29 protein-coding genes, 1 tRNA gene and 2 pseudogenes are annotated in these 26,691 nt (G+C 58.5%); 10 read left to right on the top strand and 22 right to left on the bottom strand.

Going from position 1 to position 26,691, the window contains the following annotated elements:
- Positions 1-19: 19 nt before the first annotated feature.
- Positions 20-790, top strand: a complete 771-nt coding sequence (locus ASF70_RS14230) for an SDR family oxidoreductase (RefSeq protein WP_062580588.1) — start codon at positions 20-22, stop codon at positions 788-790.
- Between the two features lie 13 nt (positions 791-803).
- Here the strand turns inward: ASF70_RS14230 and ASF70_RS14225 are convergent.
- From ASF70_RS14225 to ASF70_RS14210, 4 genes are all read right to left on the bottom strand, one after another.
- A tRNA-Thr gene (locus ASF70_RS14225) sits at positions 804-879 on the bottom strand.
- Positions 880-1,034: 155 nt separating this feature from the next.
- Positions 1,035-4,217, bottom strand: a complete 3,183-nt coding sequence (locus ASF70_RS14220; protein WP_062580586.1) for a multidrug efflux RND transporter permease subunit — start codon at positions 4,215-4,217, stop codon at positions 1,035-1,037.
- 147 nt (positions 4,218-4,364) lie between these two features.
- On the bottom strand, positions 4,365-5,537 hold the full coding sequence (locus tag ASF70_RS14215) for an efflux RND transporter periplasmic adaptor subunit (RefSeq protein WP_200943549.1): 1,173 nt from the start codon (positions 5,535-5,537) through the stop codon (positions 4,365-4,367).
- A 72-nt stretch (positions 5,538-5,609) separates the two neighbouring features.
- Positions 5,610-6,404 carry an alpha/beta hydrolase gene (locus tag ASF70_RS14210; RefSeq protein ID WP_062580584.1) on the bottom strand — a complete coding sequence of 265 codons (795 nt, stop codon included), beginning with the start codon at positions 6,402-6,404 and terminating at the stop codon, positions 5,610-5,612.
- 163 nt (positions 6,405-6,567) lie between these two features.
- Here ASF70_RS14210 and ASF70_RS14205 point away from each other — a divergent pair, with 163 nt between their 5' ends.
- Positions 6,568-7,506: a LysR family transcriptional regulator gene (locus ASF70_RS14205; RefSeq protein ID WP_062580582.1), complete on the top strand. Its 939-nt coding sequence runs from the start codon at positions 6,568-6,570 to the stop codon at positions 7,504-7,506.
- Positions 7,507-7,514: 8 nt separating this feature from the next.
- Here ASF70_RS14205 and ASF70_RS24210 read toward each other — a convergent pair whose 3' ends face one another.
- Entirely contained in the window at positions 7,515-8,276 is a 762-nt protein-coding gene (locus tag ASF70_RS24210) for a BA14K family protein (RefSeq protein ID WP_062580581.1), read from the bottom strand.
- Positions 8,277-8,464: 188 nt separating this feature from the next.
- On the opposite strand from ASF70_RS24210, the gene ASF70_RS14195 reads away from it, so the two are divergent.
- On the top strand, positions 8,465-8,749 hold the full coding sequence (locus ASF70_RS14195) for a hypothetical protein (protein ID WP_062580579.1): 285 nt from the start codon (positions 8,465-8,467) through the stop codon (positions 8,747-8,749).
- 334 nt (positions 8,750-9,083) lie between these two features.
- Entirely contained in the window at positions 9,084-10,568 is a 1,485-nt protein-coding gene (locus tag ASF70_RS14190; protein WP_062580578.1) for a hypothetical protein, read from the top strand.
- A 32-nt stretch (positions 10,569-10,600) separates the two neighbouring features.
- On the opposite strand, the gene ASF70_RS14185 is transcribed toward ASF70_RS14190, so the two are convergent.
- From ASF70_RS14185 to ASF70_RS14150, 9 genes are all read right to left on the bottom strand, one after another.
- Positions 10,601-11,563, bottom strand: coding sequence for a hypothetical protein (locus tag ASF70_RS14185; RefSeq protein WP_062580576.1), 963 nt, complete (start codon positions 11,561-11,563; stop codon positions 10,601-10,603).
- On the bottom strand, positions 11,550-11,867 hold the full coding sequence (locus ASF70_RS14180) for a hypothetical protein (protein ID WP_062580575.1): 318 nt from the start codon (positions 11,865-11,867) through the stop codon (positions 11,550-11,552). The genes ASF70_RS14185 and ASF70_RS14180 overlap by 14 nt, the downstream gene beginning before the upstream one ends.
- Positions 11,860-12,033, bottom strand: a complete 174-nt coding sequence (locus ASF70_RS24005) for a hypothetical protein (protein WP_156461840.1) — start codon at positions 12,031-12,033, stop codon at positions 11,860-11,862. The genes ASF70_RS14180 and ASF70_RS24005 overlap by 8 nt, the downstream gene beginning before the upstream one ends.
- The gene (locus ASF70_RS14175) at positions 12,030-12,491 is read right to left on the bottom strand and encodes a hypothetical protein (RefSeq protein WP_062580573.1); all 462 of its coding nucleotides are present in this window, start codon (positions 12,489-12,491) and stop codon (positions 12,030-12,032) included. The genes ASF70_RS24005 and ASF70_RS14175 overlap by 4 nt, the downstream gene beginning before the upstream one ends.
- Positions 12,481-12,969 carry a hypothetical protein gene (locus ASF70_RS14170; RefSeq protein ID WP_062580572.1) on the bottom strand — a complete coding sequence of 163 codons (489 nt, stop codon included), beginning with the start codon at positions 12,967-12,969 and terminating at the stop codon, positions 12,481-12,483. The genes ASF70_RS14175 and ASF70_RS14170 overlap by 11 nt, the downstream gene beginning before the upstream one ends.
- Positions 12,966-13,448, bottom strand: coding sequence for a hypothetical protein (locus ASF70_RS14165; RefSeq protein WP_062580570.1), 483 nt, complete (start codon positions 13,446-13,448; stop codon positions 12,966-12,968). The genes ASF70_RS14170 and ASF70_RS14165 overlap by 4 nt, the downstream gene beginning before the upstream one ends.
- Positions 13,441-13,899: a hypothetical protein gene (locus tag ASF70_RS14160; protein ID WP_062580568.1), complete on the bottom strand. Its 459-nt coding sequence runs from the start codon at positions 13,897-13,899 to the stop codon at positions 13,441-13,443. Before ASF70_RS14160 ends, ASF70_RS14165 begins: the two co-directional genes overlap by 8 nt.
- The gene (locus ASF70_RS24415; RefSeq protein WP_200943541.1) at positions 13,896-14,723 is read right to left on the bottom strand and encodes a metallophosphoesterase; all 828 of its coding nucleotides are present in this window, start codon (positions 14,721-14,723) and stop codon (positions 13,896-13,898) included. Before ASF70_RS24415 ends, ASF70_RS14160 begins: the two co-directional genes overlap by 4 nt.
- Positions 14,724-14,913: 190 nt before the next feature.
- Complete coding sequence (locus tag ASF70_RS14150; RefSeq protein WP_062580566.1) at positions 14,914-16,605, bottom strand: replication initiation protein; 1,692 nt, start codon at positions 16,603-16,605, stop codon at positions 14,914-14,916.
- A 566-nt stretch (positions 16,606-17,171) separates the two neighbouring features.
- On the opposite strand from ASF70_RS14150, the gene ASF70_RS24205 reads away from it, so the two are divergent.
- Positions 17,172-17,480 carry a hypothetical protein gene (locus ASF70_RS24205; RefSeq protein WP_062580565.1) on the top strand — a complete coding sequence of 103 codons (309 nt, stop codon included), beginning with the start codon at positions 17,172-17,174 and terminating at the stop codon, positions 17,478-17,480.
- Between the two features lie 253 nt (positions 17,481-17,733).
- On the opposite strand, the gene ASF70_RS23995 is transcribed toward ASF70_RS24205, so the two are convergent.
- The 4 genes and pseudogenes from ASF70_RS23995 to ASF70_RS23670 all read right to left on the bottom strand — a co-directional run bounded on the left by ASF70_RS23995 (position 17,734) and on the right by ASF70_RS23670 (position 19,438).
- A complete protein-coding gene (locus ASF70_RS23995) occupies positions 17,734-17,871 on the bottom strand; it encodes a hypothetical protein (protein ID WP_156461839.1) in 138 nt (45 codons plus the stop codon).
- A gap of 423 nt (positions 17,872-18,294) precedes the next feature.
- A pseudogene (locus tag ASF70_RS14140) lies at positions 18,295-18,621 on the bottom strand (transposase); the annotation flags it as partial.
- 66 nt (positions 18,622-18,687) lie between these two features.
- Positions 18,688-19,041 (bottom strand): annotated as a pseudogene (tnpB, locus tag ASF70_RS14135) (IS66 family insertion sequence element accessory protein TnpB).
- Between the two features lie 208 nt (positions 19,042-19,249).
- Positions 19,250-19,438 (bottom strand): transposase, encoded by a 189-nt coding sequence (locus ASF70_RS23670; RefSeq protein ID WP_082471914.1) that lies wholly within the window; start codon positions 19,436-19,438, stop codon positions 19,250-19,252.
- A gap of 215 nt (positions 19,439-19,653) precedes the next feature.
- Between ASF70_RS23670 and ASF70_RS14125 the strand changes: the two genes are divergently transcribed.
- The 3 genes from ASF70_RS14125 (at position 19,654) to ASF70_RS14115 (ending at position 21,872) form a co-directional block, all read left to right on the top strand.
- Positions 19,654-20,991, top strand: a complete 1,338-nt coding sequence (locus ASF70_RS14125; protein ID WP_062580563.1) for a DNA cytosine methyltransferase — start codon at positions 19,654-19,656, stop codon at positions 20,989-20,991.
- Between the two features lie 183 nt (positions 20,992-21,174).
- On the top strand, positions 21,175-21,540 hold the full coding sequence (locus ASF70_RS14120) for a hypothetical protein (RefSeq protein ID WP_162237988.1): 366 nt from the start codon (positions 21,175-21,177) through the stop codon (positions 21,538-21,540).
- A complete protein-coding gene (locus ASF70_RS14115) occupies positions 21,540-21,872 on the top strand; it encodes a hypothetical protein (protein WP_062580560.1) in 333 nt (110 codons plus the stop codon). Before ASF70_RS14120 ends, ASF70_RS14115 begins: the two co-directional genes overlap by 1 nt.
- On the opposite strand, the gene ASF70_RS14110 is transcribed toward ASF70_RS14115, so the two are convergent.
- From ASF70_RS14110 to ASF70_RS14095, 3 genes are all read right to left on the bottom strand, one after another.
- Complete coding sequence (locus ASF70_RS14110) at positions 21,873-22,466, bottom strand: nucleotidyl transferase AbiEii/AbiGii toxin family protein (RefSeq protein WP_082471913.1); 594 nt, start codon at positions 22,464-22,466, stop codon at positions 21,873-21,875.
- Between the two features lie 353 nt (positions 22,467-22,819).
- On the bottom strand, positions 22,820-23,038 hold the full coding sequence (locus tag ASF70_RS14100) for a hypothetical protein (protein ID WP_062580556.1): 219 nt from the start codon (positions 23,036-23,038) through the stop codon (positions 22,820-22,822).
- Entirely contained in the window at positions 23,035-23,655 is a 621-nt protein-coding gene (locus tag ASF70_RS14095; protein ID WP_062580554.1) for a hypothetical protein, read from the bottom strand. The genes ASF70_RS14100 and ASF70_RS14095 overlap by 4 nt, the downstream gene beginning before the upstream one ends.
- A gap of 204 nt (positions 23,656-23,859) precedes the next feature.
- On the opposite strand from ASF70_RS14095, the gene ASF70_RS14090 reads away from it, so the two are divergent.
- The gene (locus tag ASF70_RS14090) at positions 23,860-24,639 is read left to right on the top strand and encodes a hypothetical protein (protein WP_062580552.1); all 780 of its coding nucleotides are present in this window, start codon (positions 23,860-23,862) and stop codon (positions 24,637-24,639) included.
- Entirely contained in the window at positions 24,629-25,738 is a 1,110-nt protein-coding gene (locus tag ASF70_RS14085) for a pentapeptide repeat-containing protein (RefSeq protein WP_062580551.1), read from the top strand. The genes ASF70_RS14090 and ASF70_RS14085 overlap by 11 nt, the downstream gene beginning before the upstream one ends.
- A 13-nt stretch (positions 25,739-25,751) precedes the next feature.
- On the opposite strand, the gene ASF70_RS14080 is transcribed toward ASF70_RS14085, so the two are convergent.
- Positions 25,752-26,657: a hypothetical protein gene (locus tag ASF70_RS14080; RefSeq protein ID WP_062580549.1), complete on the bottom strand. Its 906-nt coding sequence runs from the start codon at positions 26,655-26,657 to the stop codon at positions 25,752-25,754.
- Positions 26,658-26,691 lie beyond the last annotated feature (34 nt).

Raw genomic sequence — 26,691 nt, 5'->3', positions numbered from 1 at the left:
TGGGAATGGAGAAAACCCTATGAATGAGGATTTGATGGGGCACGCGGATCTGCGCGGCCGCGGCGTGCTGATCACGGGCGGCGGATCCGGCATAGGCGCGGCGCTTGTCGAGGGATTCGCGGCCCATGGCGCAAAGGTCGCGTTTATCGACATTGCCGACGAACCCAGTGCAGCAGTGGCGGACCGGCTTTCCGCGATCAGCGATCATCCAGTCCGATATATACGGGCGGACTTGCGCGATACCGATGCTATCCGACATGCGGTCGATGATGCGGCAGCAAGCCTTGGGTCACTCTCCGTACTCGTGAACAATGCCGCCTGGGACGATCGCCGGGATCTCGATGATATCACCGAAGACTACTGGGACCTCAGCCAGGCGATCAATCTGAAGCAGGTGTTTTTTACATCGCAAGCCGCCGTGCCGCATATGCGGTTGGCGGGCGGTGGTGCGATCGTCAATTTCTCATCGATCGCCTGGATGCTCAACATGGGTGGCATGCCATCCTACACAACCGCCAAGGCCGGTATCGTCGGTCTGACCAAAAGCCTCGCCGGCAGGCTTGGGCCGGAAAATATCCGGGTCAATGCCATCCTGCCCGGCATGATCGTCACCGAGCGGCAAAAGGACCTGTGGCTGAAGGATGAGGACATCGCCGCGATGATTGGGCGCCAGTGCCTCAAACGCAGCCTGGTGGCGCAGGATGTCGTGGGCCCGTGTCTGTTTCTCGCGTCAAGCGCCGCGGCTGCTATAACTGCGCAGACACTGGTGATCGATGGTGGCGCGATCTAGCGAGAAAGGAAGATGGTGCCCCTGCCGAGGAATTGAACCTGGATCGGCTGCAAACGAAGCAGCTGCTCTGGCTTTGAGCTACGAGGGGCGTGCGAACTGATTGCCACCGATTGGTAAGCAGCGCAATCACAGCCTTTACCAATGGTTACGGGGTAAGGTTAACCCTGGCCCATTATGGCTTGGCACAATTGAAAATGCCCTGCGGATCCTTCCAGAGGAAGAACCCGCAGGGCCTGGAGGCCAGCTACTCCGCTGGAGAGAGAGCGGGCGGCGCCTCCAAACCGTGCTGCCGCAGGGGCCGCATTCCGGTCATCAGGCGCGCCAGCATATAGAAGACCGGCGTCATGAAGATGCCGAAGAAGGTCACCCCGATCATGCCGGAGAATACCGCGATACCCATGGCGACGCGCATTTCCGCACCGGCACCGGTGGACACGACCAGCGGCACCACGCCCATGATAAAGGCCATCGACGTCATCAGGATCGGGCGAAGGCGAAGGCGGCTGGATTCGACTGCAGCCTCGAACGGCGTTCGGCCTTCGAACTCCAGCTCGCGGGCGAATTCCACGATCAGGATCGCGTTCTTCGCCGACAGTCCGACCAGCACCACCAACCCGATCTGGGTGAAGATGTTGTTGTCGCCTCCCGTCAGCCAGACACCCGTCAGTGCCGCCAGCACGCCCATCGGCACGATCATGATGATCGCAATCGGCAGCGTCAGGCTTTCGTACTGGGCGGCCAGCACGAGATAGACCAGCAGCAATGCCAGCGGAAACACGATGATGCTCGAATTGCCGGCCAGGATCTGCTGGTAGGTGAGATCGGTCCACTCGAAGGCGACGCCTGACGGCAGTGTTTCGTCGAGAATCTTCGTAATCGCCGCTTCCGCCTGACCGGAGGAGAAGCCAGGTGCCGGCGCTCCGTTGATATCGGCGGCGAGGAAGCCGTTGTAGCGCGTGGTCCGCTCCGGTCCCGTCTGGGCGTCCACCTTGAGGAGCGCCGATAGAGGGATCATCTGGCCCGATTGCGAGCGGACTTTCAATGCACCGATATCCTCGGGCTTGGCGCGGAACTGCGCATCCGCCTGCACCCTTACGCTGTAGGTACGGCCGAAGGCGTTGAAGTCGTTGACGTAGAGTGAGCCGAGATAGATCTGCAGCGTCTCGAACACGTCGGTGACGGATACGCCCAGCTGTTCGGCCTTGGCGCGGTCTAGATCGGCGAACAGCTGCGGGACGTTGATCTGGAAGCTGGAGAAGATGCCCGCAAGTTCCGGCGCCTGCATGGCCTTGGCAATCACCGCCTTGGTCGCGTCGTCCAGTGCCTTGTAGCCATAGCCGGCGCGGTCTTCGAGCTGCAGCTTGAAGCCGCCCGTGGTGCCGAGACCGTTGACCGGCGGCGGCGGGAACATCGCGATGAACGCATCCTGGATACCGGCGAATTTCTGGTTCAGTGCCATGGCGATGGCGCCGCCCGAAAGCTCCGGCGTCGTGCGGTTCTCGAAGTCATCAAGGACTGCGAAGACGATGCCGGAATTGGAGCCGATCGTGAAACCGTTGATCGACAGGCCTGGGAATGCAATCGCATGCTCGACGCCCGGCTGCTTCAGGGCGATGTCGCTCATGCGCTTCACCACATCTTCGGTACGGTCGAGCGTTGCCCCATCCGGCAGCTGTGCAAAGCCGATCAGATACTGCTTGTCCTGCGCCGGTACGAAGCCGCCCGGCACCGCGTTGAACACGCTGTAGGTTGCACCGATCAGGGCGAGATAGATCACCATGACGATACTCTTGCGCGACAGAAGCCCGCCCACCGTGCGGCCATAACCGTTCGAAGCGGAACCGAAGACCCGGTTGAAGCCGCGGAAGAACCAGCCGAACAGCCAGTCCATGCCACGCGTCAACCGGTCCTTCGGGGCATGATGCCCCTTGAGGAGAAGAGCTGCCAGTGCCGGCGACAAGGTCAGCGAATTGATCGCCGAGATCACCGTCGAGATGGCGATGGTCAGCGCGAACTGGCGGTAGAACTGGCCGGACAAGCCGGAGATGAAGGCGAGCGGCACGAACACCGCGACAAGCACGAGCGCGATCGCGATGATCGGGCCGGAGACTTCGCGCATCGCCTTGTAGGTGGCATCGCGCGGATTGAGCCCGTTTTCGATATTGCGCTCGACATTCTCGACGACGACGATCGCGTCATCCACGACAATACCGATCGCCAGCACCAGGCCGAACAGCGTCAGCGCGTTGATCGAGAAGCCCAGCGCATACATCACGGCGAACGTGCCGATGATCGAGACCGGAACCGCGATCAGCGGAATGATCGAGGCACGCCAAGTCTGCAGGAAGACGATGACGACGATGACGACCAGCGCAATGGCTTCGAGCAGCGTATCGACGACCTTTTCGATCGACGAGCGGACGAACTGCGTGGTGTCGTAGACGATCTCGTATTTGACACCTTCCGGCATCGCCAGCTGGAGCTGATCCATGGTCGCGCGGACCGTATCGGCGATCTCGATCGCATTCGAGCCGGGGGCCTGCAGGACGGGAATGGCAACTGCCGGGCGTCCGTCTAGAAGCGACCGCAGCGTATAGTCGGCGGCGCCCATTTCGACCCTCGCGACGTCGCGAAGCCTTGTGATCTCGCCATTGGCGCCGCTCTTGACGATGATGTTGCCGAACTCTTCGGGCGACTGCAGACGTCCCTGCGCGTTGACGTTGAGCTGCAGGTCGGTGCCCGGCAGGTTCGGCGAGGCGCCGATAATGCCGGCTGCAGCCTGGACGTTCTGCGCGCGGATCGCGTCGGTCACGTCGCTTGCCGCGAGATTGTGCTCGGCAGCCTTTTGCGGGTCGATCCAGACACGCATGGAATAGTCGCCGGCGCCGAAGACTTGTACCTGACCGACGCCCTCGATCCGTGCGAGCCGATCCTTGACGTTCAGCGTCGCGTAGTTGCGAAGGTAGGTGAGGTCATAACGGTCGCTATCCGAGACAAGGTTGACGACCATGATGAAGTCGGGCGAGCTCTTGATCGTGGTGATGCCGAGCGCCCTCACCTCGGATGGCAAGCGCGGTTCAGCCTGGCTGACGCGGTTTTGCACCAGTTGCTGCGCCTTGTCCGGATCGGTGCCGAGCTTGAAGGTGACCGTCAGCGTCATCACGCCGTCCGACGTCGCCTGGCTCGACATGTAGAGCATGTCTTCGACGCCGTTGATTTGTTCTTCGAGCGGCGTCGCAACGGTCTCTGCAATCACGACCGGATTGGCACCGGGATATGTCGCCTTCACGACGACCGACGGTGGAACCACGTTCGGATATTCGGAAATCGGAAGTGCGCGCATGCCAAGCAGGCCGGCGACCACGATCAGGATCGACAGGACGCCAGCAAACACCGGTCTGTCGATGAAAAATCTTGAAATATTCATTGTCTAAGCCCTCTCTCCAGGGTCGAACAGAAACAACAGGCATCCCTCTCGCGGCCAATGCAGGCCGCGAGTGCTTACCGTGTCTCGCAATTGCAGTTTTGGTTGCGGCCAGCCCCCTCCAGTTAGGAAGAAGCAGACCGCGTCAGGTCACTTGGTGGCGACTTCATCCTGTGGCGCCACGAGAGCGCCGGGGCGGATTCGTTGAAGCCCGCTGACGACGACGCGATCACCGGCAGAAAGTCCCTTTTCGACGATGCGCTGACCATCGATCACCGAGCCGAGCTGAACCTGCCGATAGCCGACCTTGTCGCCAGCTTCGACGACCAGCACGAACTTCTTGTCCTGGTCGGTGCCAATCGCCTTTTCGCTGACGAGAAGGCGATCTTCGGCCTTGGGTTCACCCATGCGGACCCGCACGAACTGCCCTGGGATCAAGCGCCCGCCTGGATTGTCGAAGACAGCGCGGACGCGGATCGTGCCGCTTGCCGCGTTGACCTCGTTGTCGATCAGCTGCAGCTTGCCGCGGACAGGCGTCGTTGACGCGAGCGTGCTGGCCTCAACCGGAACGTCGCCAATCGCCGGCACGCCGTCCTTGACGTCGACCTGGGCCAGTGTGCGGGCCACCAGTTCTTCGGCTGCATCAAAGCTTGCGTAGATCGGGCTGCTCGACACGAGCGTCGTCAGCACCGCCGAGGCAGAGCCTGCCGCCACGAGATTGCCGACGGTCACTTCGATGCGACCTGCACGCCCGGAGATCGGGGCACGAATCTGGGTATAATCCAGATTGATCTGCGCCGATTTCAGCGTTGCCCTTGCTGCTTGGACATTGGCAATCGCTTCGGCGCGGGCGCTCTGACGCTGCGAAAGATCGCTCTGCGATATGGTGTTGCGCGAGGCGAGCGTCTTGCCCCGTTCCAGCTCGGTGTCGGCATAATCGAGCCTTGCCTGGGCGGATGCCATCTGTCCCTCCGCCTGAGCGACGGCTGCCTTGTAGGGCTCGGGATCGATCGAGACCAGAAGATCGCCTTCCTTTACGAGACCGCCTTCACGGAAATGCACGGACAGAATTGCGCCGGCCACCCTTGGGCGAACCTCGACGCGATCAACAGCTTCCAGACGGCCGGAAAACTCCTGCCAGGTGGTGACGTTCTTCGGCTGCACGGCGGCAACCGTGACCGGCACCGCCGGCTGAGCCGCCGCTTCCGCGGGGGCCGCATGGGCGCCTGTCGGTGTATCGATAGAGAGCGAAGCGCCTGCAATGAGCGCAGCAACACTTATTCCGGCGCCCCACGGGGCCCAGTTTTTGATCTTCAACATAATCATAATCTCCTGACGGTCCTGCCCCAGGGAGGAGGAGAAAACCGTTGTCAAACGCTAGAAATCGACGTCTGCTTATTCACTCAACGTTTCGACGAAGCCTTTGAACTCGGCGGAAAGACCCGCCATCCAGTTCCCCTGCCCGCCCTTGTAAACACCCGTCCAGCCTGCGCCTTTCGGGAATATTTTCTGCCTGACCGATACGCCCGAGGCTTCGAGCCGGTCCGCATAGTTGACAACCTCGTCATGCAGCGGATCGTCTTCCGAGGTCACGACCAGGGCCGGCGCAAGACCGGATAGCCGAGAACACAGACAGGGCGCAGCATAGGGATGCTGGAAACCGCAGGCCGAACGCAGATAATGGCTCCAACCGTCGGACCATTTCTCACGCATGCCGATCTCGTCGGCTCGACGAAACGATTTCGAGGCCATCATTGGATCGATCATCGGCGACAGAAGGATCTGTCCCCGAAGCTCGCCCGGCAATTGGTCTCGCGCCTTTAAAGCCACACCCGCCGCCACGTTGCCGCCCGCCTCATCGCCCGCAACGAAAAGCGGAGAACGGGCGGACCCGAAGCGCTTGCGGTTGCTGCTGAGATAGGTCAGCGCCGCGAAGGCGCATTCCATTGCCTGCGGAAACAGGTTGCCCGAGGCGGCACCATAATCCGCCTCGACAACGATCGAACCCGCCTCCGAGAAGACTTTTCCGATCGGCACTTCACGGTCCCGCAGGCCACCTTGCTGGAATGCGGATCCGCGCAGATAGAGTAGAATCGGCGCGACTTTGGCTGCCGGCTGGCCTTCGTAACGGTGTATGGAAACGGGCAGGCCTGCCCATTCGATATCCGCGTTCTTGTTCCAGTCCGTCATCCAGTCCTCCTCGCTATGGAGCCAAAAAGCCACACTGGCGAAAGGCATCTTGCCGAATAACTTGACCCTGATATTATTGTTCCTGACAGAACTCACAAGTCGCTGAAATCGGCAACACTGTTCCGGATAGGCGAATAATACAACTCTTCGAACGGGATCAACGATGGACCAGCTTTCCTCTATGCGCGTCTTCGTGCGCGTCGTCGAAACGGGCAACTTCACGCGTGCTGCCGCGACCCTCAATATTCCCAAGACCACGGCCACCAACATGGTCCAGGGTCTGGAGGCGCATCTGCGCACGAAGCTCCTCAACCGCACGACACGTCGGGTGATGGTCACGACCGATGGAGCACTCTACTACGAGCGCGCCGTACAGATCCTGTCGGAGCTTGAAGAACTCGACGGCACGATGTCGAAATCGCAGAACCAGCCCACGGGCCGACTGCGTGTCGAGATGGCAGGGGCGTTCGCCGACCTCGTGGTGATCCCTAACCTGTGCGAATTCTACCAGCGCTACCCGCAGATCCAGCTGGATATCGGGGTCGGCGACCGGCTGGTCGATTACATTGCTGAAAATGTCGACTGCGCTCTTCGAGGCGGCACGCCCAAGGACCAGTCGCTGATCGCGCGCAAAGTCGGCGAGCTCCGCATGCGCAATTACCTATCCCCGAACTATCTTGAGCGATTCGGTATGCCGACCCATCCGCGAGATCTGGAGACCGACCATTTCTCTGTCGGTTACCTCAACGCGACGGCCGGCCGGATCATGACCTTCGACTTTTGCAAAGAGGATGAGACGCTGGAGATCATGCCGCGTTACGTCGTCTCGGTGAATGATGCGCGCTCCTACGTCAATGCGGCGGTCGCGGGGCTCGGGATCGCGCAGGCGGCGCGGTTCATGGTCCAGGAGCACGTGCAGAGGGGCGAACTCATCGAGATCTTCGCCGAATGGGAGTGCGAACCGCTGCCGCTCTACATCGTCTACCCGCAAACCCGGCACCTCTCCAACAAGGTCCGGGTCTTCGTGGATTGGCTCGCCAAACTGGTTCAAGGCTTGAAGGAAGACGAACAGCCGACGGTCACATTGCTCAAAACGGGCTGAACTAGGTCTCAGCCGTAGGGGGACTGACACGTGCGGCGCATGCCGCCGTAGGATGTGTAGCTGTTGTCGTTGGCGCGGTATGAACGGTACCGCGACAGGCACCACTCCTCGTGCGCCGGGTTCCCCATGGATGTTGCGTCGTATGAGGCGTTTTGCGGCAAAGACGAGCGGTCAGTTTCACGCACAAGACGGCCGTCCTGACCACGCCCGATCATCGTGCTCGTGGCGCTGACCTGCTGAACCAGCCCCTGCTCTTCGATGCCGGTGTCCTCGTTGCCAGAAACAATGTTGTCCTGACCATGCGACATTGCGACCGGTGACTGGCAGGCCCGACGCTGGCCACCCCTGTAAGGCTGGTAGGTGTTGTCCTCGAGCCTGTAGGAACGGTAGCGCGCGAAACACCAGTCGGCATGCGCCTGGTTAACCGATGAATCGGACACAGGATCTACCGACGCCTGGTCTGTCTCATCCAAGGAAGCCGTCTGGACGCCGTCCACCGCATCCGTCGCCTGGTCCTGGGCAGCTACGGGCTGCCCCTGCGCATCCGACGCCGGCAAATCGATCTTTGCGGTCACGGCAGCAATCCGCTCGTAACGCTGATCGCCGCTGCTCACGACCACGGGTGTCGAGGTCCAGAGATCAGGATGGTCAACGTTGGAAAAGCGATGGGGCGCCGGCTCGGCAATGAGATAGGCCGTGGCCGCAACGCCACTCAAGAAGACCGTGACGGCCAAGACAAGCCCGCTCAGAAGTAGAAGGATCGCTTTCACGACGAGGATGCTCCGCAGATTTTCAACATGCGGACAAAATGCATGCGCGCGCAGAGGGTTCCGAACGAATTGCAACCTCGCCCGAGACAAATGCAGGGTGGTACAAAAAAGCCGACATTTGCTCGGCAGGAAGCCCCAGAGTTGCGCTATTCAGATTGTGATAGACTATCATACGGGAGGAGATTCCGATGAGAACCCTGATCGCTGCCTTTGCGGTCACGCTCGCCGCCTTGCCGGCTGAAGCACAGCAGTTTCGCAATACCGAAATTCAGCCGGATGGGACGGGCGGATATTACGGCACCTATGGAAACGAGAATTTTGAAGGAAGGCCACAAGGCGATGGCGTCTCGGGACATATGGGTGGACGCAGACCAGGTGTCATCGAGGAACGGCCCTCACCACGACCCGGAAGCGCAGGCGCGACGCAGCGAAACTGCGTCGTCGACGGCAACGGAAACGCCATTTGCCGGTGAAACCGGCATTTGAACATTTCAATGTAAAGGATTGATTTGGTGGGTGATGTAGGGCTCGAACCTACGACCCGCTGATTAAGAGGCATCGGGTCTTCCGTTTTCTATCTCCCAGCCACTCTACCTTTGTCAACATTCTTTGTAGCACAAGGCTTGTAAAACAAGGCCAAATTTGTTGACCAGCTCAGACAGGATATTTCCTTCATATTATTTTGTGATGTGACTTAGCTACGCTTCCTCTAAGTCACATGTGATTTCACCGCTGACGGCCACGAAAAGTGGGTCTAAAGGCTAGACAACTGATTCGGTCCAGGTCACCATTTTTAGGAACACTAGATTGGATCAGGACATGCCCTCAGAAAACTTCAGCGGACACACACTCACCAAAGTCAAAAACCAGATGAAAAAGGGCGTCGCCAACGTCGTCGTCTATCACGACACCGAGGAGACCGGACTCGCCATCAAGATCACCAAGACAGGTGCGAGCTGGTATTACAGCACCCGGAAATCCAATCGTCGGATCGCTTCTTTCTCGACGTTCGGACTGAATGACTTGCCTGCTCTTCGGCAGTTCATCGTGAAGATCAAGCAAGAGGAGAAGAAGGGTCTGCCGATCGACGCTCTCATAGACTCTTTCGCGGCCGGCTTCTCGGTCAGAGAAGCTGGTCATCATCACGACGTGGCCACTGGCCAGGGTCTGACATGGGAAGTTGCGAGGGACATGTATCTTGAGTGGTGTGCGAAGAACCGCAACGCCGACACCGTACGGGGTTATAAATCGTCGCTTGGCGTGGCCGGGCTTCATGAGGATTTTGCACCGATCAACGGTAAGCCAATCGCCTCTATCGTCACAACTGATCTGTCCGAGATACGCGACAACATCGTCGCACGATGCACCGAGCGGGCTGTTCTAGCCCACAGACAGAAGGTAGCCGAAGACAAGAGGAAGGGCCTGGTGACCAAGCCTGAGAAAAATATCGTTGCTGGCGTGCGACAGGCTGACCTGACTGTGAATGCGCTGCGCGCCGTCTTCAAACATTTTGTCGGCAGAAAGGTCTTCAACCTTACTTGGAACGTGGCCGCAGACCTGGAACGTTGCGAAGAGCGTTCCACCGTGTTCGCCGGAAGTGACAAGTTCCGTGCGCTGACGCAGCTCGAGATCGGAGCGCTTTGGGAAGCTCTGGAGTCTTGTCCGAACGAAACAGTCCGGCTCGTGCTGAAACTTCAACTTCTAACGGGACAGCGCCGCACGACCCCCACAATCGCTCTGCAGTCGGCCTTCCAGTTCGATGACGGCCCCTACGACTGCATATGGGGAATGGAAGATAAGTCGCACCACTGGCGCAAGCTTCCGCTTCCTCCAGTCGCTACCAGCGTCGTTCGCCAAGCTATGCGTCTTTCGAAAAACAACCCTGAATCGGAACATCTGTTTCCGAAGCAGAGACCTAAGAGGACCGGCGACGATATGTCGGGGCATATTGATGTCCGGACGGTTTCGAAAATGATCGAGAACATGCGCAAGCCCGGCGGCTCTTTTGAGAAGATGCCGTTCAATGTGTCGACGCACGATATGCGGAAGGCTTTTGTGACCGTGGTCTCACCAGAGATGCCACAGTTCAGCTTGCGCGGCAGACCAATGGAACCTGAGAATGTTGATATGATCACGCACCGGAACGAAGGTCGCGAGAGTGTCGCGCAGATCGTCTACGACAAGAACGCTTACCTTGACGTGAAACTTGAGATTCTGACCTGGTGGCAGGAGTGGGTGCTTGAAGGCCACCGGATGTATCTCGCGTCCATGGACATGAAGAAGGCCGCATGACAACGGCGCCAACGTCCCCAGTCAGTGAGAGGTCACTGACTGGGTGACAGTTTCTGCTTCCGCCGGGCGCGGTCGTACTCAGCAAGGATCATCTTCATCAACCACCCTCGCAACCACTCCCGGTCTTCTTCGTGATGAGACAGCACGTCTGGCCACCCAGCGACCTCGCCGCGGACATAGTCCTGCAAGTACTCGGTCTTCACGATAGCACCCTTGGCTGCGTCGACTAGGTATCCCGCGTACTCCTTCAATAGCTCCCGCGGTCGACCCTCAAGCGTTTCGGCCTCGGCCTCCAGTTCGACGACGTCGGCAAGGAATGCCTGAAGCGAGCGAGCGCCGAGAACAATGGCCTCACTTCGCGACGGCCGGGCATCAGGCTCAGCCCACGTCCAGGGGTCAGCGTACAGGCCATCCTCGTCCCGCACGATCCCCATCTCCGTCGCATGCCTATCGCAGACCGTCTTGGCATACCCCGCCATCCGCAACCGACCGGGACGACCGCAGGCTTCACAGATCGACAGAGATGTCAGCCTGATTTCCTCACGCAGCCGTTCGACTTCAGAGCGGCTGCCGCGTTCGTCCCGGTCGTATGAAATGTGCAGTACCAGGCAGCCGAATTTTTCTTTCGCCCCGCGAAGTAAGGCACACCAGCCCGACGGATACGTATCGAGACGTTGTGCGGCACGATTGAGCAGCGGCACCCAGCCCGGCCCGAGTGAAAATTCGGCACCTTCTATGATCATGCGCGGCCACCGGCTTCGCAACGCCTCAAGGCTGCGCGCTTGTTTTGTCACCCTGTCGCCGAAGATGTGGGCGCGCACCATACGGATACCCTCCCTAGTCAACTCATCTCGCTGACTGGGTGACAGTCCTTCGAAGGTCTCGATGTCGGCGTGGATCCAGTCCTCGACTTCCTCATGTTGGAAGACATCCGTATCGTGCTTGATGAGGTAGCCGGCCACGCTCACGGCCAGTCTGTCGTCAGTGTCTGTCATCGCCAATCACCTTCAGCATTTCGAGGTATCTCAGAACCCGTATGCGCTCGCGCTGCGTGAGCCGGATCGCCAGGAATTCCTCCACATCGTGATGCTGTAGCACCCCCGACCGAAGACCCTGACGGACGTCGCGGACTGCGTGGTGAAGTGCTTCATCCCGGCTCGTGTCGAGCGGAACGGCAGCGTAGTCGTAACACTCGGGCATCCGATATCCTCTCGAAGTGTCCACGATGAGATCACTGCGATCCATGCGGGCCAGCGTCTGTGCTACCCGCCTCCTGAGCTTGTCGGAAATTTCAGACATCTGCGTCCCCTTTGTCGAGTTTTTCCGACATCCGTTGGACGCGCTGGACGAAGCCCATCACCGACATCCACGTGTGCGCGTCGGCCCATTCTTCTCCCGTCTCGATCCGGTCGAGGGCTTCTTCAGCGAGATCCATAAGCTCTTCCATCGATAGCTTTTCGCTCATGAATGCATCCGCTCCCCAAGCCGGAGCCATCCTTCGTCCGTCCTCGCCCAGCCGTGACCGACATCGATGTGCAGAAGTCGGAACCAGCGCCGCTCCTCGAAGCCGTCCGTGTGTCGAAGAGTGCCACCAAGCTGCCAGATCGCGGGGACGTGACCGGTCTGCCATAGGATTGCGCTCCACGGGTCAAGTTCGGGCGCGTCTTCGCGCATCGGCGGTGGTGGGTGCTGTCTATGGAGACGGAACTCGGGCGGCGGCAGAAGGTACCCGTCAGGAGACAGCGCAGTCAGGATCTGACGTCCGAGCCTGAAGGGTGTGCCGACCTGCCGGATGAGGATGCGTCCGATTGCTTCGCCAATCTCCTCTGGTGGCCCCACAATGCTTGTCAGGCCGGCAGCGTGGAGAAGGTCGGCATACCGGAAAACCGCATCGCAGACGAGTTCGTGGATTTCATTTTTCATCGACTGTCCACTCCGGCGGCTCTGCTTCGATGAACTGGTCGACGTCCGGGTCGTACACGATCCAGCCATCTGACGTCTGTCTGTAGTCCCTCGGCTCCGGCTCTTCCGGAACTGCGTACGCCCCGTTTTGCGTCGCATGCTCCTCGCAGGTCACTGTCAAATAGCCGCGACGCTTCCGGAAACGCCCGCGTGCGCCACAATATTCACAGGTATGCAGAGATCTCGCCTCGGCCAACGCATGCGCTTCCGCCACTGCGGTCAAGGACGACAGCGTCTCGCTGTAGCTGCTGTCGTAAATGCGGAGCGTCCCGAGTTTTTCCTTGATCTGAGCCACCTCATAGGTCGCCCCCGGCGGCAGCTCTCGGGCGACGACGGCGAAATATTGATCGAGGATTCCGGCCCAGCCGGGTTCGCACTGGAAGCCGATGTGCTCAGGCAGCAGATCGGAATATTTTGACGTCAGCTCTTCAAAGGTCATTCCGAATCCTTCCATCTTTCGAGCGGCTCAGCCTCGACGAGCGCGTCCGTCTCCAGGTCGTACCTGAACCACCCGTCTCCGACATGTCGGAGACGCAGACGGTCAACCGACGGATGTTGCGGCCACGCGAGTTGGTCCGAAGTTGCGTGGCTGTCGCATCGGCACGCCCACCAAGCGAAGGTAGGCGACGGCGGCCGTCGTACAAAGCCGGGCTCACCGCAGACTTCACAGCGCCACAGACTACGTTCCTCGGCGAGCACCTTAGCGAGTTGCTGGTGAGGCTCGTCGTCGAAACAATCGATCCTCAATCCGCCAAATTTCTCCTTCAACTCGACAACTGTCGAAACCCCGCTCGCCAGGAAATCTTCGATCAGCGGCAGCCAGCCTACGCCGACGTCGACATAGCGAGCTTGCTCGAAGATGCCCGGCCAGCGTTCGCGTAGGTTATCAAGTTTGAGGCGTGGGATGTCTTCACGCATCACGTGGTTCCTTGTTCTTGCTGGCGAGTGTGGCGATGGCGAGGTCTGCAAAAACCGGAACGCACTCCTCGCACAACGTCCGATTCATGCCCGTCTCGTAGCCATACGCCGTCGCGTCGACATGCCGACCATGATGACTGCCGCAGTCTTCGCAAGTCGACAACGACTGGGTGACAAAACCCTGAATGACATTGGACAAACGAAGGTCATCGCGAGGATCGAAAGGCCTACTTTGGTTCTCGACATCGACACGCAGCCAGCCGCCACCGGCCTGGATCCGAGAGAAGACGACGGTCGGGTGATCTCGTGCGACCTGATCCAGCATCGCCTCGACGAGCGGGTACCAGCCCTGACGAACGAGGATCGGGTGTCCGTCGACTGGCAGCCGTCGTGCATGCTTTCGGACGATGGCTTCGTAGCGCTGGCCGCGTGTGTCGAACAACATCTTCATACCTGATCTCCTGCGCGGCTCTGGATCTCGTCGACGAGTGCGTGAGCCTGCGCCGCAACGTTGGCTGGCAGCACCCAGGACAACATCAGGTCTACACGCACGCCGTTCTGGAAATCGATGTCCTGCACGGTCGAGAGGCGCTCGTCGGGAAGCAGCACCGACAGCCGGGCGAACATCTCTTCGATCAGAGGCCGCATCTGTTCCGGAACCCGAATCTCGCCGACGGGCGGAACGCGGCGGCCGTACTGGCGAACGAGATGGGAGTGCCATTCGGCTTCTGAATCATCAGGCATTGTGGCGATCAACTCCTGAAACGTCCGGGGAGCAAACAGCGTGTCGGCGACATCGATACCAACATCGCGGCTGCGGCCGTAACCCTTGAGGTTGCCATGAGAGTGGCCGAAGAAATGGTACGACCCGTGATGCATGGCCGGCCACGTCCGGTGTGCGTAGTGGGACAGCCACAAGCGACGGCCGCCATCTTTAGTCTCCAACGCGCCGACGGGAGGACAATCCCAAGGGAGTTCGGAGATGGTCTTCTTGACCGCGCCCCTGTTGTCCACGTCGTGGTTGCCGAGGATCAAAATCTTGCGCGGGCGGATGGTGTGGAACAAGTGGCGGACGTACTCGGCGTTGCGGCTCAGCGTGAAGTCACCGAGGATGTAGAGGATGTCGCCGCCACGGACGCGTGCGTTGATGTTGTCAACAATGGCGGCATCCATTTCCACCGCCGTTGCGAACGGACGCGTCGAGGCGCAGGACTTGAGGATGGCAGCGTGGCCGAGGTGCAGGTCGGCCGAGTAGAATTTCTGTGTGAAGGACATGCGAGACTCCTGCGGAATAGACATACGAAAGCGGCACCCCGTGATGGGGTCAGGCGGCTATTCGGGCTATTCGCAGGTTCTTCGTCATGGATTGGTCTCTCAGGTTCTTGAGATGTTGTAGCCGGTCTCTGTCAGGAATGGAGCCCGTGATTTCGAGTATGCGGAAACAGATCTAATGAAGTGCTGCCACCTACGCGATGCCGAGACGTTCAGCGCGGGTCAGCTTGCGGCCGAGTTCTGGCACAACTGGATTCCAGTCATTTACGGGGGCCTTCTTCTCCGGAGCTTGGGGGTTGTTAATCAGGATGGCCTTCGAAATCTTCACGACCTTCTGCACTTCCTCTTTTCTGATCGCGGACAGAAATGCCCCGAAGGTCTTTCGGAAAGGCACATCATCGAAGCCGGTAGCAATCTTGAGCGCGGCTTCAACAGTTCCGAACTGTGTGCTGAGGTCATCCCGGAGGAGCCGGAACAACTTGGCCTCTGGATCTAGCCACACTGCCAACTCATCTCGTGTCCACTTCCGGTGCGACGACGAGCCAGGCAGCCATCCATCGAGCGCTTCCTGAGCCTGAGCGACTTCATTCTTGATCTGAGCCCATCGGTACGTTCGACGACCGATAGTGCTATCGTCCTCTTGAAGTCTTGCGAGATCTTCCGCGGAGTATGGACGTCGTTCAACGGATTGCGCTGTACGACGGGCAACCCGTTCGCGGCCTGTCTGCAAAGCGTACGCGTAGCTTGTGAACACCGCGTCGGCACCGTTCTCTGCGATTTTGTCCAACAAGTACGACCCACTCATGTTGAGAAATATATTCTCCGGATTGTTGATGTTGTCCTTCGCTCTATCGAGCAGGCACCGCCAGCCGTCGGTCAGCGTGAACGCGTTGATGACTTTCCGGTTGTTCGGATACATCTCCATCACCATCGAAACGATCTTCACCGACGGCAACTCCCCTGGGCTGTGACGTGTGTCGGCCCGCTTGATGAATCGCAGCTCCTCGGAGTTCAATGTTGCTCGCTTCTTGCGATCGTCGTCTTTCGGCGCGGGCTCGACGTGGAAGACAAGTTCCTGGATCGCTCTGCCGCGGGTGCCTTTCTTCTCCGGCTGGTCGAGGAGCACCTTGAAGCGCGTGCTGTGTTTGTTGATTTCTTGCACAGCGAGCAGCACGACGCGCTTCATGAAGTCATGCGTCCGTTCGGGATGGGGATAGCCGATCTCTAACGCCAGATCCTTGGGCGTGATCTTCCAGTCGGAATTGAAATAGGCGTCGTACCCGGCACGGATGCACAGTCGCTGGAAAATTCTTCCAGTATATTTACCCTTAAATTCCGCGAACGGAGCTACGTCGACCATTGCGTACTCGCTCGAGGCCAGAACGGCTTTACGGACTCGCTCCGGGATGGAGTAAGTCAGATCCGATGTGCCGGAGAAATAGTTCTCTCGGACTTCAGCAAGGATGAGCGGTACGGTACCTCTAAAACGTGATTTCTCGCTTCTGATGTCATACTCCACATGCGTCCGCGAAATCCGTTTTACGCTGTCGACGATGCGCTCGAGATGTCTGATGCCCAAGAACGACTGCACATGCGACACAGCGATCGTGTGCTCTAGTCTGTCGATGCCAGAGTGTTTCGCATTAGCGAGCAAAAGTTCGTACAGAGCCGAGTCCGACGCAGTGAGCAGATCTGATCCGACGATACGCATTGTCTCAATGAGGTCACGAGGCTGCTTGTGTGCGACTTCCTGCGTGGACATCTCCGTCTTCGATTTCAGCGCCGCCAGGAAGTCGCGGGATTGGACAAGATTGTCGTGAGCAGCCAGCTCGAACGGGTTATGATACGGTACTTTGACCCCTTTGAAATTCGTTGCGACTGGCATGGCTGATCTCCTTGTTATGATCATGGTCAGTCGGCCGGCGGCGAGATGCAAGGACTAAAACGCAACGTGACAATCGGCGTTTTAAACACGTCTGATTTACATCGTGCGTTTTAGACACCACGCGAGTTGGTAGGAATGACTGGGAACAATCGGGAATTCTCGCTCCGATACGGTGTATATAGAAAAGGATTGGTTAGCTCTTCATCGTCTGTGAAATAGGACGTGCTTCAGGCTGATCTGAGGGAGTTTGCCGCAGTGACATCCTGCGTGTTAGACGGGTTGGAATTTACATCCTGCGTGTTAGACGATACTCAGAGGTCCAGTAGATACTGGTAAAATAGGTCATTTCACGTGCCGATACGGTGTATAAAGAAAAGGTTTCCCGACCATCCCGTAGTGATGAAAGGCCCACCCGAAACGTCGGGTGGAAGGTTAATACCTCTCCCGATCGAACACGTGTAGCGCTACGCTCGCTGGATAAACAAGCCATGCCTGCCGGCGCTTGTCGGTTGCTCCTCCCGTCCACATTATACCGTAGTGATGAGATGGGACGGAGGAGACCGGTCATGCCGAGAGTTGCTGATGAAAGAAACGACAAAGGCCGTGAGGCCACTGAACGCTGGCGTGAAGGTCTGCGCGGTAAGCGCGAGCCGGAGTCATGCCATGCCGACGTTGCCGTAGCTGCGGCTGTTTCCATTGTCCTAAACCGTCTTCGCGAGACAGGGGAATCTTCAGAAGACCTGGAAGCCGTTCTCGCTCTCTCGAAGCGACTGATGAAGTCGAGAGGCTACGACGGTAAAGCGTCGGCAAAGAAGCTGATGAGCCGTCTCCTCTTCCGTAAGGATCTGGCGGAACTCCGCCGTGCGGTCGACTGAGACACGTCACTATGACCCAGTCGATACACATCGTTTCCCCCCATTACTTCACCGTTCAGAATCAGTATCCCGCAGAAATCCGTAGTGAGGAAAGACCTTAGAGATGACATACATTCTCGCCCCGTTTCCACGGTCTCGGCTGCTTGACCGTCTCGCTGCAAGTTCCACGACCTACGTCATCGATATGGAGCATGATCATCCAGCGAGCCCAGAGACGCTTCGGTTGCCACTGTCGACCTGGGGCTGGACTAAACTACGAGCGAAGCTCGACGGCCGAGAACGCCTTGCTGCGTCTCTCGAGGTTCTCGGCGCTGTCGCGCGACAGGACGAAGACCATGCCCGAGCCGTCAACGGGCGTGGTTTCAGCAAGGCCGACAGCCCCGCCGGACACCGACTTTCAAAGTTGACCACGGCCGATGTGTCTCGTGACGGACAAACTGAGCGTGACGTTCTCAGGCTTGCACAGCGTTACCGTCGACAGGCAGCGTCCATCGCCAACATCAAAGCCGGGAACTGACCGGTGCGTTGAATCTTGCAGCCGTCATACCGCATCATCGTCATGACAACGCGGAGTATGACGATGACCGATCAGCAAGAACCAGAAGAAAAGCCTGAGGCACAGCCGGATACTCCGATCTCGCCGGTCAACGCGAAGAAAAAAGATCGTCGCCTGAAGCCGGGAGTCGTGAGATGACAGTCAAATCTGCAGACTTTGCAACTCTCGCCCCGCGTCTGTCGCATCTCGAAGACCTGGCGGAGTGGCTCAAGGAGAAAATCCAGGAAGAAGGACCCGGCGACGGCGAAGGCGGCGGTGACCGCGGATCGCGCGCGGCTTGGCAACCCTGTTTCCACAAGGAACGTCCGCCTCATCCTCGGCATGGATCACGGCTATAGCCGTCTCCAGGTCTTCAAATGCGAGGTCGAATTGGTCGGGTTCGGTCTTCTCGGATTTGCGTCCGAAGGCTGCCTGCTTGAAGGCCGCAACCAGCTTCTCCAGCCGTTCTATCCGCTCATCCTTGCGGGCGATATGCTCGTCCTTGTTGGCTATCGCGACGTCCTTCGCCATCTCACGAGCTTGTCCCGCAATCAGCATCGCCTTCAGGGCGGCAACATCATAGGGAAGGTTGGCGGCATCAAGCATAGCCGAGCTACCAAATCCCGAGCCGATTGCCCTCGGAATTTACCGTGCTGAGTCATCGTGCCGCAGCTATTCGATGGCCTGCGGTGTCCTCGCCTTGACCGCATGAACCCGTCGCCAATCAAGCCCCGCGAACAGGGCTTCGAACTGGGCATGGGTCAATGTCATCAGACCATCCTTGATGCCTGGCCAGGTGAACGTGTGCTCTTCCAGCCTCTTGTAAGCCATGACGATCCCGGAACCGTCTCAGTAGATCAGCTTCAGCCGGACCACCTTTCGTGACCGGAACACGAATACCGTTCCGGTGAACCGGTCTTTGTGCAGCTCGTTCTTCAGCAGCGCCGCCAAGCCGTCATGACCCTTGCGGAAATCCACGGGTTTGGTCGCCACCATGATCCTAACGCGGCTCGACGGAAAGATCATGTTGCTGCCGCCAGGGAACGAGCGATGGCAGCGATCCGGGCTGCGGACGCACCTTCCTCAAGACGGATCGTGACCGGCCCCACTACGATCTCCGCGCGGGAGAATGATCTGGCAGATGGCCGTTCCGGCGTGTCATCGACGCAGGCGGCTCGACGATCATGGGTGCGAATTCGACCACGTCTTCCGGCTGCGGCAAAAGCAACTTGCCCTAACGCGCGAGCGTCCGCCAAGTCGACAGGTGGTTGACCTTCATCCCGTAGCGGTCCGGCACTTCGTTCACCGTCACGCCCGGACGCAAACTCTCCGAAACGATCCGCGCCTTCACCTCATCAGGCCAGTAGCGATGCGTCTCACGTCGACCGCGCCGCGTCGTGAGAACCTCCAATGTCGACTCCATGGAGAAACTCCTTATCGCTTGTCCATGGAACGTCGATCACAAATCAGGCGACAGCACACAATGTGGGGGCAGAACACCGCTCACAGTCCGCTGACTTGGCGAAGATGTACAAGTCCGAAATCGAGCGCGCCCTGAAGAAGCTGAAATAGTCCCCGCCGCTTTACCCCGGATTCACCGCCCCCGGATATCACGTAGACATACGTTACGGGGGCATCATGAAAGTAGTCGATATCTTTTGCGGAGCCGGAGGCATGTCATGCGGTCTGCATCAAGCTGGCATGACACCGATTGCAGGATATGACTCGTGGCTGCCAGCCGTCGAAACCTATGGCCGCAACCTTTGGGCTGACCATGCAGTCATCGGATCGATCGAGGATTTCTCGAAAATGGCACCTATGATCCTGCGGCAAGCTCCCGATCTAATCGCTGGAGGACCACCGTGCCAGGACTTCTCCTCGGCCGGCAAACGCAAAGAAGGCGCGCGCGCAGACCGCACACGCGATTTCGCGATGCTGATCGCCGTGGTGAGACCCGAGTGGTTCATCTTCGAAAACGTGAAGCCCGCACCACGGTCGCGATCGTACCAAGATGCGCGGTCCATCTGGAAAGCCCATAGCTACGGGCTTACGGAACTCATTCTCGACGCGTCTTTCTACGGAGTTCCTCAAGCCCGAGAACGGTTTTTCTGTGTCGGCCGTCGTGGTGAAGTTGATGGATTCCTAGACGCTGACCTGATCGCGGCAGCCGCACCTCAACCGATGACGCTCCGGGATGCTTTCGGGACTCAGATCGCCGACGCAGTGTACATCCGCCCCGCGTATAAAAATCGGCGGGCACTGTGGGGGGCTGACGAACCCGCCGCGACAGTCCGCAATCGATATCACCAGCGTGTCCCGCCGAACTATGTCCGCCACCCGGCCGACGCACCCGGCAAGATCACCGTGCTCACACAGCGGATGGTATCCGACATTCAGGGCTTCCCCGCGAGCTGGGTCTGGAAAGGATCCAAGTCTGCGGACATCAACCAAATGCTCGGAAACGCCGTCCCACCGCCATTGGCAAAAGCTATCGGCATAGCGATCATGGACAGGCACCATGGAAAAACGTCGCCGCCGATCAGCGCCGATTTCCGGAATATGCTGGTAACTCGCAAGCACGCGGACGCAGACATCGCCAATATCCTGTCACGCCTGAAACGTGCCCGGCGAATGCTTGGCGGCCGCACATATTCAGACATACACGATGAGATCCGGGCGCTGGAAGACGTGCCAGAGTTCAAGGAACTAAAGACGGCATCGAAATCTGATTTACGCAACGCGTGCCGACTTCACGCAGATCTGCCCCTGCCACCGCCGAAATACTACATCCCGCCCAAACGCGCCCCGCATCCTCTCATCGGTGTCTGGCGCAAGCCCAAGATCAAACCTGAGACCGGATACATCAGCCGGATACCTCCCGTGGTTCCGTCATACGATCCCAACGCACCGCGGCAGCCACCTCGAAATCTGAATGCGCGCCTCAGGCAACATGAGGACATCGACGTCGACGCATGAAAACCTGCCGGCCTTTGCATCACGCACCGCCGGCACACATGATTCTTCTAACAGGAGGGTCACATGCAGAACTTACAGTCTTGGACTATCGACGTTATCGTTGTCACTCGGTTGCCCCGGCACATGCCCGGTCACATCGGCTCCGCGCCTGACTTGCGCCATCTGATGCGCCAGTGGGAGGTCATGTTCCGTTTCAATCTGTCGGAAATCCCGGAAGACAGAGACATCTATTGGGATCTGATCAACGTCATCCTCCAGGGCGCCCGTCGTGGCACCGTCCGCGTCACCAACCACGTGGTCGAGATCGACCGCCGCAAGCTCAAGGAGCTGCGCGACGGCCTCGACTGGCTCGCCGACATGCTTGCTGATGAGCACGGTGATGATCATTACGAATGGACCGCGTTTCTCGACGACTGGACGCGCAAGGACGACGCCCCGCAGCAGATCACGGAACTGAACGATGCCAGACGTGCGCTGATCATCATCGAGGACATTCTGGACATCGCCGCCGACAACGTAGTGCGGCTGGCCGACAGGGAGGTCGCATAATGGCCAAGCGCCCTACCCTTACCCTTCCGGCCACCGAGCCTGTCGTCGTCGAGACTCCGAACTATTCCTATATCCCTACACCGATAAGCACTTCAGCCCAGTCGCCGAAGACGCGTGACGAGATAGCGCATCGCGATGCTATCCGCAGTCAGCTCGCGGAAGTCGAAGCCGGTGTCGTAGAATTTGTGACTGAGAAGACGGCAGAAGGTTTTTCGATGGACGACATCTTCGCATTGTATCAGCTCGAGCTGCCGATCGTGTTCAGCTACCATCTGGACGGCACCAAGCTCCGCGCCCGGTACGGATTCCAGATTGTCGAACGCGCTGACTGATCAGGCACGCACCCGGTATCCGTGTGCTGCCTCTGCCCAGACGCTCTCTCCGAATGCGGCCTCGATTTTAGCAACAACAGCAGCCAGCGAGCGCGGCAAGTTCTTGATGGCGTTCTTGTCGAGGTAGCGTTCCCAGTCTGACTGTCTCAAGGCCGAATAGATGACCGTCAGACCCTCGCGCGTTGCGGTTGGCAGTTCGGTGCCACGTTGGGCGAACGTGGTCTCCACGGCCTCCCTCATCCCAGCATTCGACCCATAGCCCTTACGCACCAACGTCAGCAGATCGCGATAGTCCTTGAGCCGCGTGTTGTCGCAACCCCGGATGACAATGCTGTGAAGCTTGTCGGCCGCACTGTAGACCCATGGCTGCGCTCGGATTCTGACAACCGACTGTCCTGCAATAATTGGTGTCGGCAGCAGCTCGCGCAGACCGATAGGCGGCTTGCCACCGATGGAAAAGTCGAGGTGGGTCGTAACGCGCATCTTGCCGACCCATCCGACGACGTTGATGCGAAGACGTGGCTGGTCAAGGCTTGTGTGCTCCAGCTCCTGAACCTTTCCGACTTCAAGTCGGACACCATCGCCGTCTACGATCGATGCCGCGTCACGAACAGACCAAGGATGTCGTCGTGGCTCATGCGAGCGTGGGCTTGGATGTCGATGTCCGAGGTCGAGCGAGACACGTCGGCCATTTCATCACACCATTGAAACATAGTGCCGCCCCTGAACATAAGCAGCTCGGCAGCCGGCACGCGAAGAGTCTGACAGCGATCCTCTCCTGAATGTATTTCTGCAGGTACTGGGGAACGTCCAGACCCTTGTTGCGAGCCTACGACTTGAGCTTGTCGGCTATGCGGTCGCCGAGTTCTGGTGCCTGTGCTGTCATCGTAGCCTCCCGTAGTGATCACGTAGTGATGGGAGGATGATGTGTGCCGGCGGCGCAGATCTCAAACCGCCGGTGGTTTTTCCATGATGCTCTTCAGGAACGCCACTCGGCTTGGATCATCCGGTGGCAGTCGGAGAAGGTCGACAATTGGACGAGGCAGTCCGTCGGCGATGTCGGTGAGCAGGACCACATAATCGGACACGTCCATACCTGCCGCCTCCGCTGCGAGCTGAAGGTGCAACGCCTCACGTTCGGATACTGCAACTTGGATATCGGTCATTCGAGGCTCTCCCATGGTCGTGACGCGAAACAGTATTCTACTTTCTCGATGATCTCCGGCCCACGTTCGCGAGCCTTCCTCCTAACCATCTGCATGTCAGGCCGCTGTTCTGCCGCCTGAGCGCCTTTAAAACATTCGACGACGTCGTCGGCACCAAGGAACCCCTCATAGGCTGCCAGTTCCAGAAGCGTGCGCTCGATACTGGCGATGCGGTACGGCCGCCCATCGGAATCAACACGACACTCGACGCCCCAGGGCAGATCGGAAGTCGCATACCATTCCAACCGGAACTCGCTGACGGTCTCCGGCTGCGGCATGCGGATAGGCTGCGCGACCTGACGCAGCTTGGCCGAGTTAGCCGATGTCCATCCTCTTGCGATCGCAGACGTGATCGCGGTGACGTGAGCATACGGCAACGCCACGCAGAGATCCGCCAGTCCGGCTTGTGATGCCCAACTGTCGACCTGCTCGGCATCCGTGCCGACGGTCGTCCGGCTGGCTTGGAGATAGGACTGCGCAGCGGCGGTGATCGAATCCTTGATGCTGACCTCTTCGTCCGTCCGGATTCGCTTGAGCGTGCGCTCGGAGACGTCGAGGACGGCGGCGGCTTGCGGCACAGACAGGCCTGTTGCCGCCAACCAGAGCCTAAACTGACTGTTAGTCCATACTCGCCTTGGCATCGTTACACCCCGCCTACAATCGCTGACCCACTGGGTGACAGAAAAGTGTCACCCAGTCAACGCTTGGGGATTACTGATACAAGAACTTGTGCCAGTCAGTCTTTACAACCATATAATTCAGTACGTTCAGGGAGGACTTTCGTGCCGTTCCATCCGCTGCATATAAACCCACTTCCACAGTTGGTCGGACTGAAGAGCCAGGTGACGGAGCGGCCTGACGAGCCGAGCCAGTTCGACCTACAGGTTGAGCTCGGCATATTCCAAGACGAAGTCACCGTCGACCGCGCGACTATCGCGGTCAGCTTGAAGCAGGCAATTCTCTCACTAGACATCGACGGACTCGAGATAATCGAGAAATCGAAGTACGGAGTGGACCACGCACCATCGAAACTGACAGTGAAGATGACGTCTGAATCAACTCTGCAGACGACTGTCGAGAACGTGAAGGCGCGGGAAGCCATTGTCGCTGGTGAAATGTCCGCGATAACCCAGTCGGCGAAGATCAGTGCAAGCGGATCTGCGAAACAGACTGACACCTCTGTAGCGTCGTTGAAAGAAAATCGAGAGACACAGTCGGACTACTACCCAGTCAAAGCTATTGGTAATGACGCGTGGCGGATCACTGACGCTGCAGGAGCCAATCTTGACCGGACGTTCCTGAACTTCGACGTGCTTTGTGGTGTCCGTATGAAGTCAGCAAGACCCAATCAGATAGCAACTACCCTGTCCCTGCATGCCTCTGCGAGGAATATGAACGTGGAAATCATCAAGGATGGACGGCCGCTGTTCAACCGCGTCGGAGCAAACAAAGAAAAAGTTATCGGCATCTTAGTGGCCAAGGGATTGCACGAAGCCTCTTCGCAGGTGGACTACAATGGCGTTGTCACGTTCAGCGTTTCGAAGACCGAATATGAAGGATGACCTCGTCCTCGACGGCATGCTGAGTCTGGAATCCAGCTCCGCAATTGAACGGGTTATTGATAGTGAGGCAACCAACTTCGGCGGGTTGATCAGGCTTGCCGGGCTGAACCCGAAGCGACATCTCCGCCACGCTGATCTCCGAGACATAGACTTAACGGACACAGATCTGAGCGGCTATGACTTTTCGGGGTGCGACCTACGTGGCGCTCATGGCATTCGGGTGGCTTGGAGCCCCGAAACGACAGTCCTCGACGACGCACTGCTCGAAGGGTCTCTGTTTGAACACAGAATGGCTGTGCGCAAGACACTCGCAAGCGACGAGGGCCGACTGCTACACAAACAGGTGCGTGGCTATCCGTGGGCGGAGCAGGTTGTATGGGCGATGAAGAACTTGCGCGCGGACGCTCCTGACCTCGCACGTAATCGCGCTGTGGCAGCGGCGGTTTTCGATCAAACTCAGGACTCGTTCTTGAAAGGAGAAATGCTGAAATACCTTGAGAAGTCAGCAACAGGAAATGATGACCAGCTCTACTCCTTCATGCTCGACATCATCAACCATTCCTCGGGAGACGTTCACCTGATCGCCAAAACAATCGGGATACTCGGCAAATCCAGACTTCGCAGGGATCCGCGACTACATTCCGCGATCGAAGCCCTGCTGAAGTCTACTGATGTGAGAGTGGTCGGAGTTGCCATACAAGCCTCGGTCATCACGGCACCCACAAAGGAGGACATAAGAAGAGTGGCGGAATTCGCCCTAGCCCGTCGCGAGGCGCCGTTGCGGATTGCCTTTATCGGTACGCTGATGCGCCGTCTCGGTCCTGCATTTGACTACGTCGCTCGAAATGTGTTCACGAAAGACTACAGAGACAATGGCGCGAGCGTGGGGAATAATGAATTTCTCGTTCTCGTCCGGAACATCCGCAGGGGTTTCAGCGACGAACAAGAGGGAATCAAGAACGGGACCCGGAGAGGCCCTGGCTTCTTCACGAAAGAGTTCGGCAGATCAATCGAAGAGAATGCGTTGATTGAAAGACTTAAATCGCTGTTCACGACCATGGCTGATCACGGTATGCGCAGGATAACCATCGCCGCCTGACATCTTGCTGCCGTCATTGATCCGGTTTCAAGTCGTCCCCGGCATCGAGAGGCTCTAACCACTTCTTTGCCTCTGCATGCCTGATTGCGTCTTCAAGAGCCGCCGCCATGCATTCGAAGATCTTGCCCGCCCGATTGAGGTATTCCTGGGTGATGTCCGTGTGCTGGTTGCCTTGCGTATCGAACCCGTTGCGATGCACACAGTCATGCCTCTTCTGGACAGACGCGACCGCGAGTGCTCGATCCTCCTGATGAGGCGGCAGAATAGGCTTGCCGAAGGCGACCTCTGCGATCCTGCTCACTGGAACCAACTTGTGGAATGAAAACTTCTGAAGGACTGCGCGAAGCATGTCGCGGACGACGTTTGGGTTCTCCAAGACGGTGTCGAGGCTGAGCTGCTTGTCGTGTAAATCCAGCTCCTTCACCTTGACAAGCCGCGTCTGTACCGGAACGTCTGCGAGTGCGGATCCTATGATGGCATCTGACAAGTAAGCTTCAAAAATCGAATACAACGTCGTGAAGAGCATCCTGTTTCGGCTGCTTGCGCCGTCCGTCGTACTCAGCTCGAAGACGTTCCTCCTCCATTCGCCCATGGCATTCTGGAAAATTCCGTAAGCACCTGGTTCCGGATCGGGTTCTTCCCACTGATCGTATCGGCTGTCATCGACATTGATAGTGACGTCGACTTCAGGGGCATCCTCCAGCTCGGCCGACCATCCACTATCGTCATTCCGAATAATGACGGTCCATGCGTCTTCGTCGTCATCGAAGTCGCATGACACCTCTACGAACTGCTCCTCTTCGTCTCCTGCTACCCTCAGCCACTTCGAGATAGTGTTGTGGCAGTGCGGGCAGGTGAAGATGACTTCGACGTCAACCTGCGACCAGATCTCGTGCATGTATTCCTTGACTGAACTCATGTAGCCGTTCCGACTGCGTTACAGGACGGGTCTA

Source organism: Rhizobium sp. Leaf321, from assembly GCF_001423215.1.
Lineage (GTDB): Bacteria > Pseudomonadota > Alphaproteobacteria > Rhizobiales > Rhizobiaceae > Neorhizobium > Neorhizobium soli.
Note: the sequence above shows the minus strand (reverse complement) of the source record. Positions and strands in the feature narration are given on the sequence as shown.

Excerpts from the sequence above, each read along its gene's own strand:
- ASF70_RS14125 (WP_062580563.1), top strand. The coding sequence starts at position 19,654 with ATGAAAGTAGTCGATATCTTTTGCGGAGCCGGAGGCATGTCATGCGGT.
- ASF70_RS14205 (WP_062580582.1), top strand. The coding sequence starts at position 6,568 with ATGGACCAGCTTTCCTCTATGCGCGTCTTCGTGCGCGTCGTCGAAACG.
- ASF70_RS14175 (WP_062580573.1), bottom strand. The coding sequence starts at position 12,491 with ATGAAAAATGAAATCCACGAACTCGTCTGCGATGCGGTTTTCCGGTAT.
- ASF70_RS14210 (WP_062580584.1), bottom strand. The coding sequence starts at position 6,404 with ATGACGGACTGGAACAAGAACGCGGATATCGAATGGGCAGGCCTGCCC.
- ASF70_RS14185 (WP_062580576.1), bottom strand. The coding sequence starts at position 11,563 with ATGACAGACACTGACGACAGACTGGCCGTGAGCGTGGCCGGCTACCTC.
- ASF70_RS24415 (WP_200943541.1), bottom strand. The coding sequence starts at position 14,723 with ATGTCCTTCACACAGAAATTCTACTCGGCCGACCTGCACCTCGGCCAC.
- ASF70_RS14180 (WP_062580575.1), bottom strand. The coding sequence starts at position 11,867 with ATGTCTGAAATTTCCGACAAGCTCAGGAGGCGGGTAGCACAGACGCTG.
- ASF70_RS14080 (WP_062580549.1), bottom strand. The coding sequence starts at position 26,657 with ATGAGTTCAGTCAAGGAATACATGCACGAGATCTGGTCGCAGGTTGAC.
- ASF70_RS24205 (WP_062580565.1), top strand. The coding sequence starts at position 17,172 with ATGCCGAGAGTTGCTGATGAAAGAAACGACAAAGGCCGTGAGGCCACT.
- ASF70_RS14085 (WP_062580551.1), top strand. The coding sequence starts at position 24,629 with ATGAAGGATGACCTCGTCCTCGACGGCATGCTGAGTCTGGAATCCAGC.
- ASF70_RS14230 (WP_062580588.1), top strand. The coding sequence starts at position 20 with ATGAATGAGGATTTGATGGGGCACGCGGATCTGCGCGGCCGCGGCGTG.
- ASF70_RS14100 (WP_062580556.1), bottom strand. The coding sequence starts at position 23,038 with ATGACCGATATCCAAGTTGCAGTATCCGAACGTGAGGCGTTGCACCTT.
- ASF70_RS14170 (WP_062580572.1), bottom strand. The coding sequence starts at position 12,969 with ATGACCTTTGAAGAGCTGACGTCAAAATATTCCGATCTGCTGCCTGAG.
- ASF70_RS14220 (WP_062580586.1), bottom strand. The coding sequence starts at position 4,217 with ATGAATATTTCAAGATTTTTCATCGACAGACCGGTGTTTGCTGGCGTC.
- ASF70_RS14195 (WP_062580579.1), top strand. The coding sequence starts at position 8,465 with ATGAGAACCCTGATCGCTGCCTTTGCGGTCACGCTCGCCGCCTTGCCG.
- ASF70_RS14115 (WP_062580560.1), top strand. The coding sequence starts at position 21,540 with ATGGCCAAGCGCCCTACCCTTACCCTTCCGGCCACCGAGCCTGTCGTC.
- ASF70_RS14120 (WP_162237988.1), top strand. The coding sequence starts at position 21,175 with ATGTTCCGTTTCAATCTGTCGGAAATCCCGGAAGACAGAGACATCTAT.
- ASF70_RS14150 (WP_062580566.1), bottom strand. The coding sequence starts at position 16,605 with ATGCCAGTCGCAACGAATTTCAAAGGGGTCAAAGTACCGTATCATAAC.
- ASF70_RS14160 (WP_062580568.1), bottom strand. The coding sequence starts at position 13,899 with ATGAAGATGTTGTTCGACACACGCGGCCAGCGCTACGAAGCCATCGTC.
- ASF70_RS23670 (WP_082471914.1), bottom strand. The coding sequence starts at position 19,438 with ATGGAGTCGACATTGGAGGTTCTCACGACGCGGCGCGGTCGACGTGAG.
- ASF70_RS14165 (WP_062580570.1), bottom strand. The coding sequence starts at position 13,448 with ATGCGTGAAGACATCCCACGCCTCAAACTTGATAACCTACGCGAACGC.
- ASF70_RS24005 (WP_156461840.1), bottom strand. The coding sequence starts at position 12,033 with ATGAGCGAAAAGCTATCGATGGAAGAGCTTATGGATCTCGCTGAAGAA.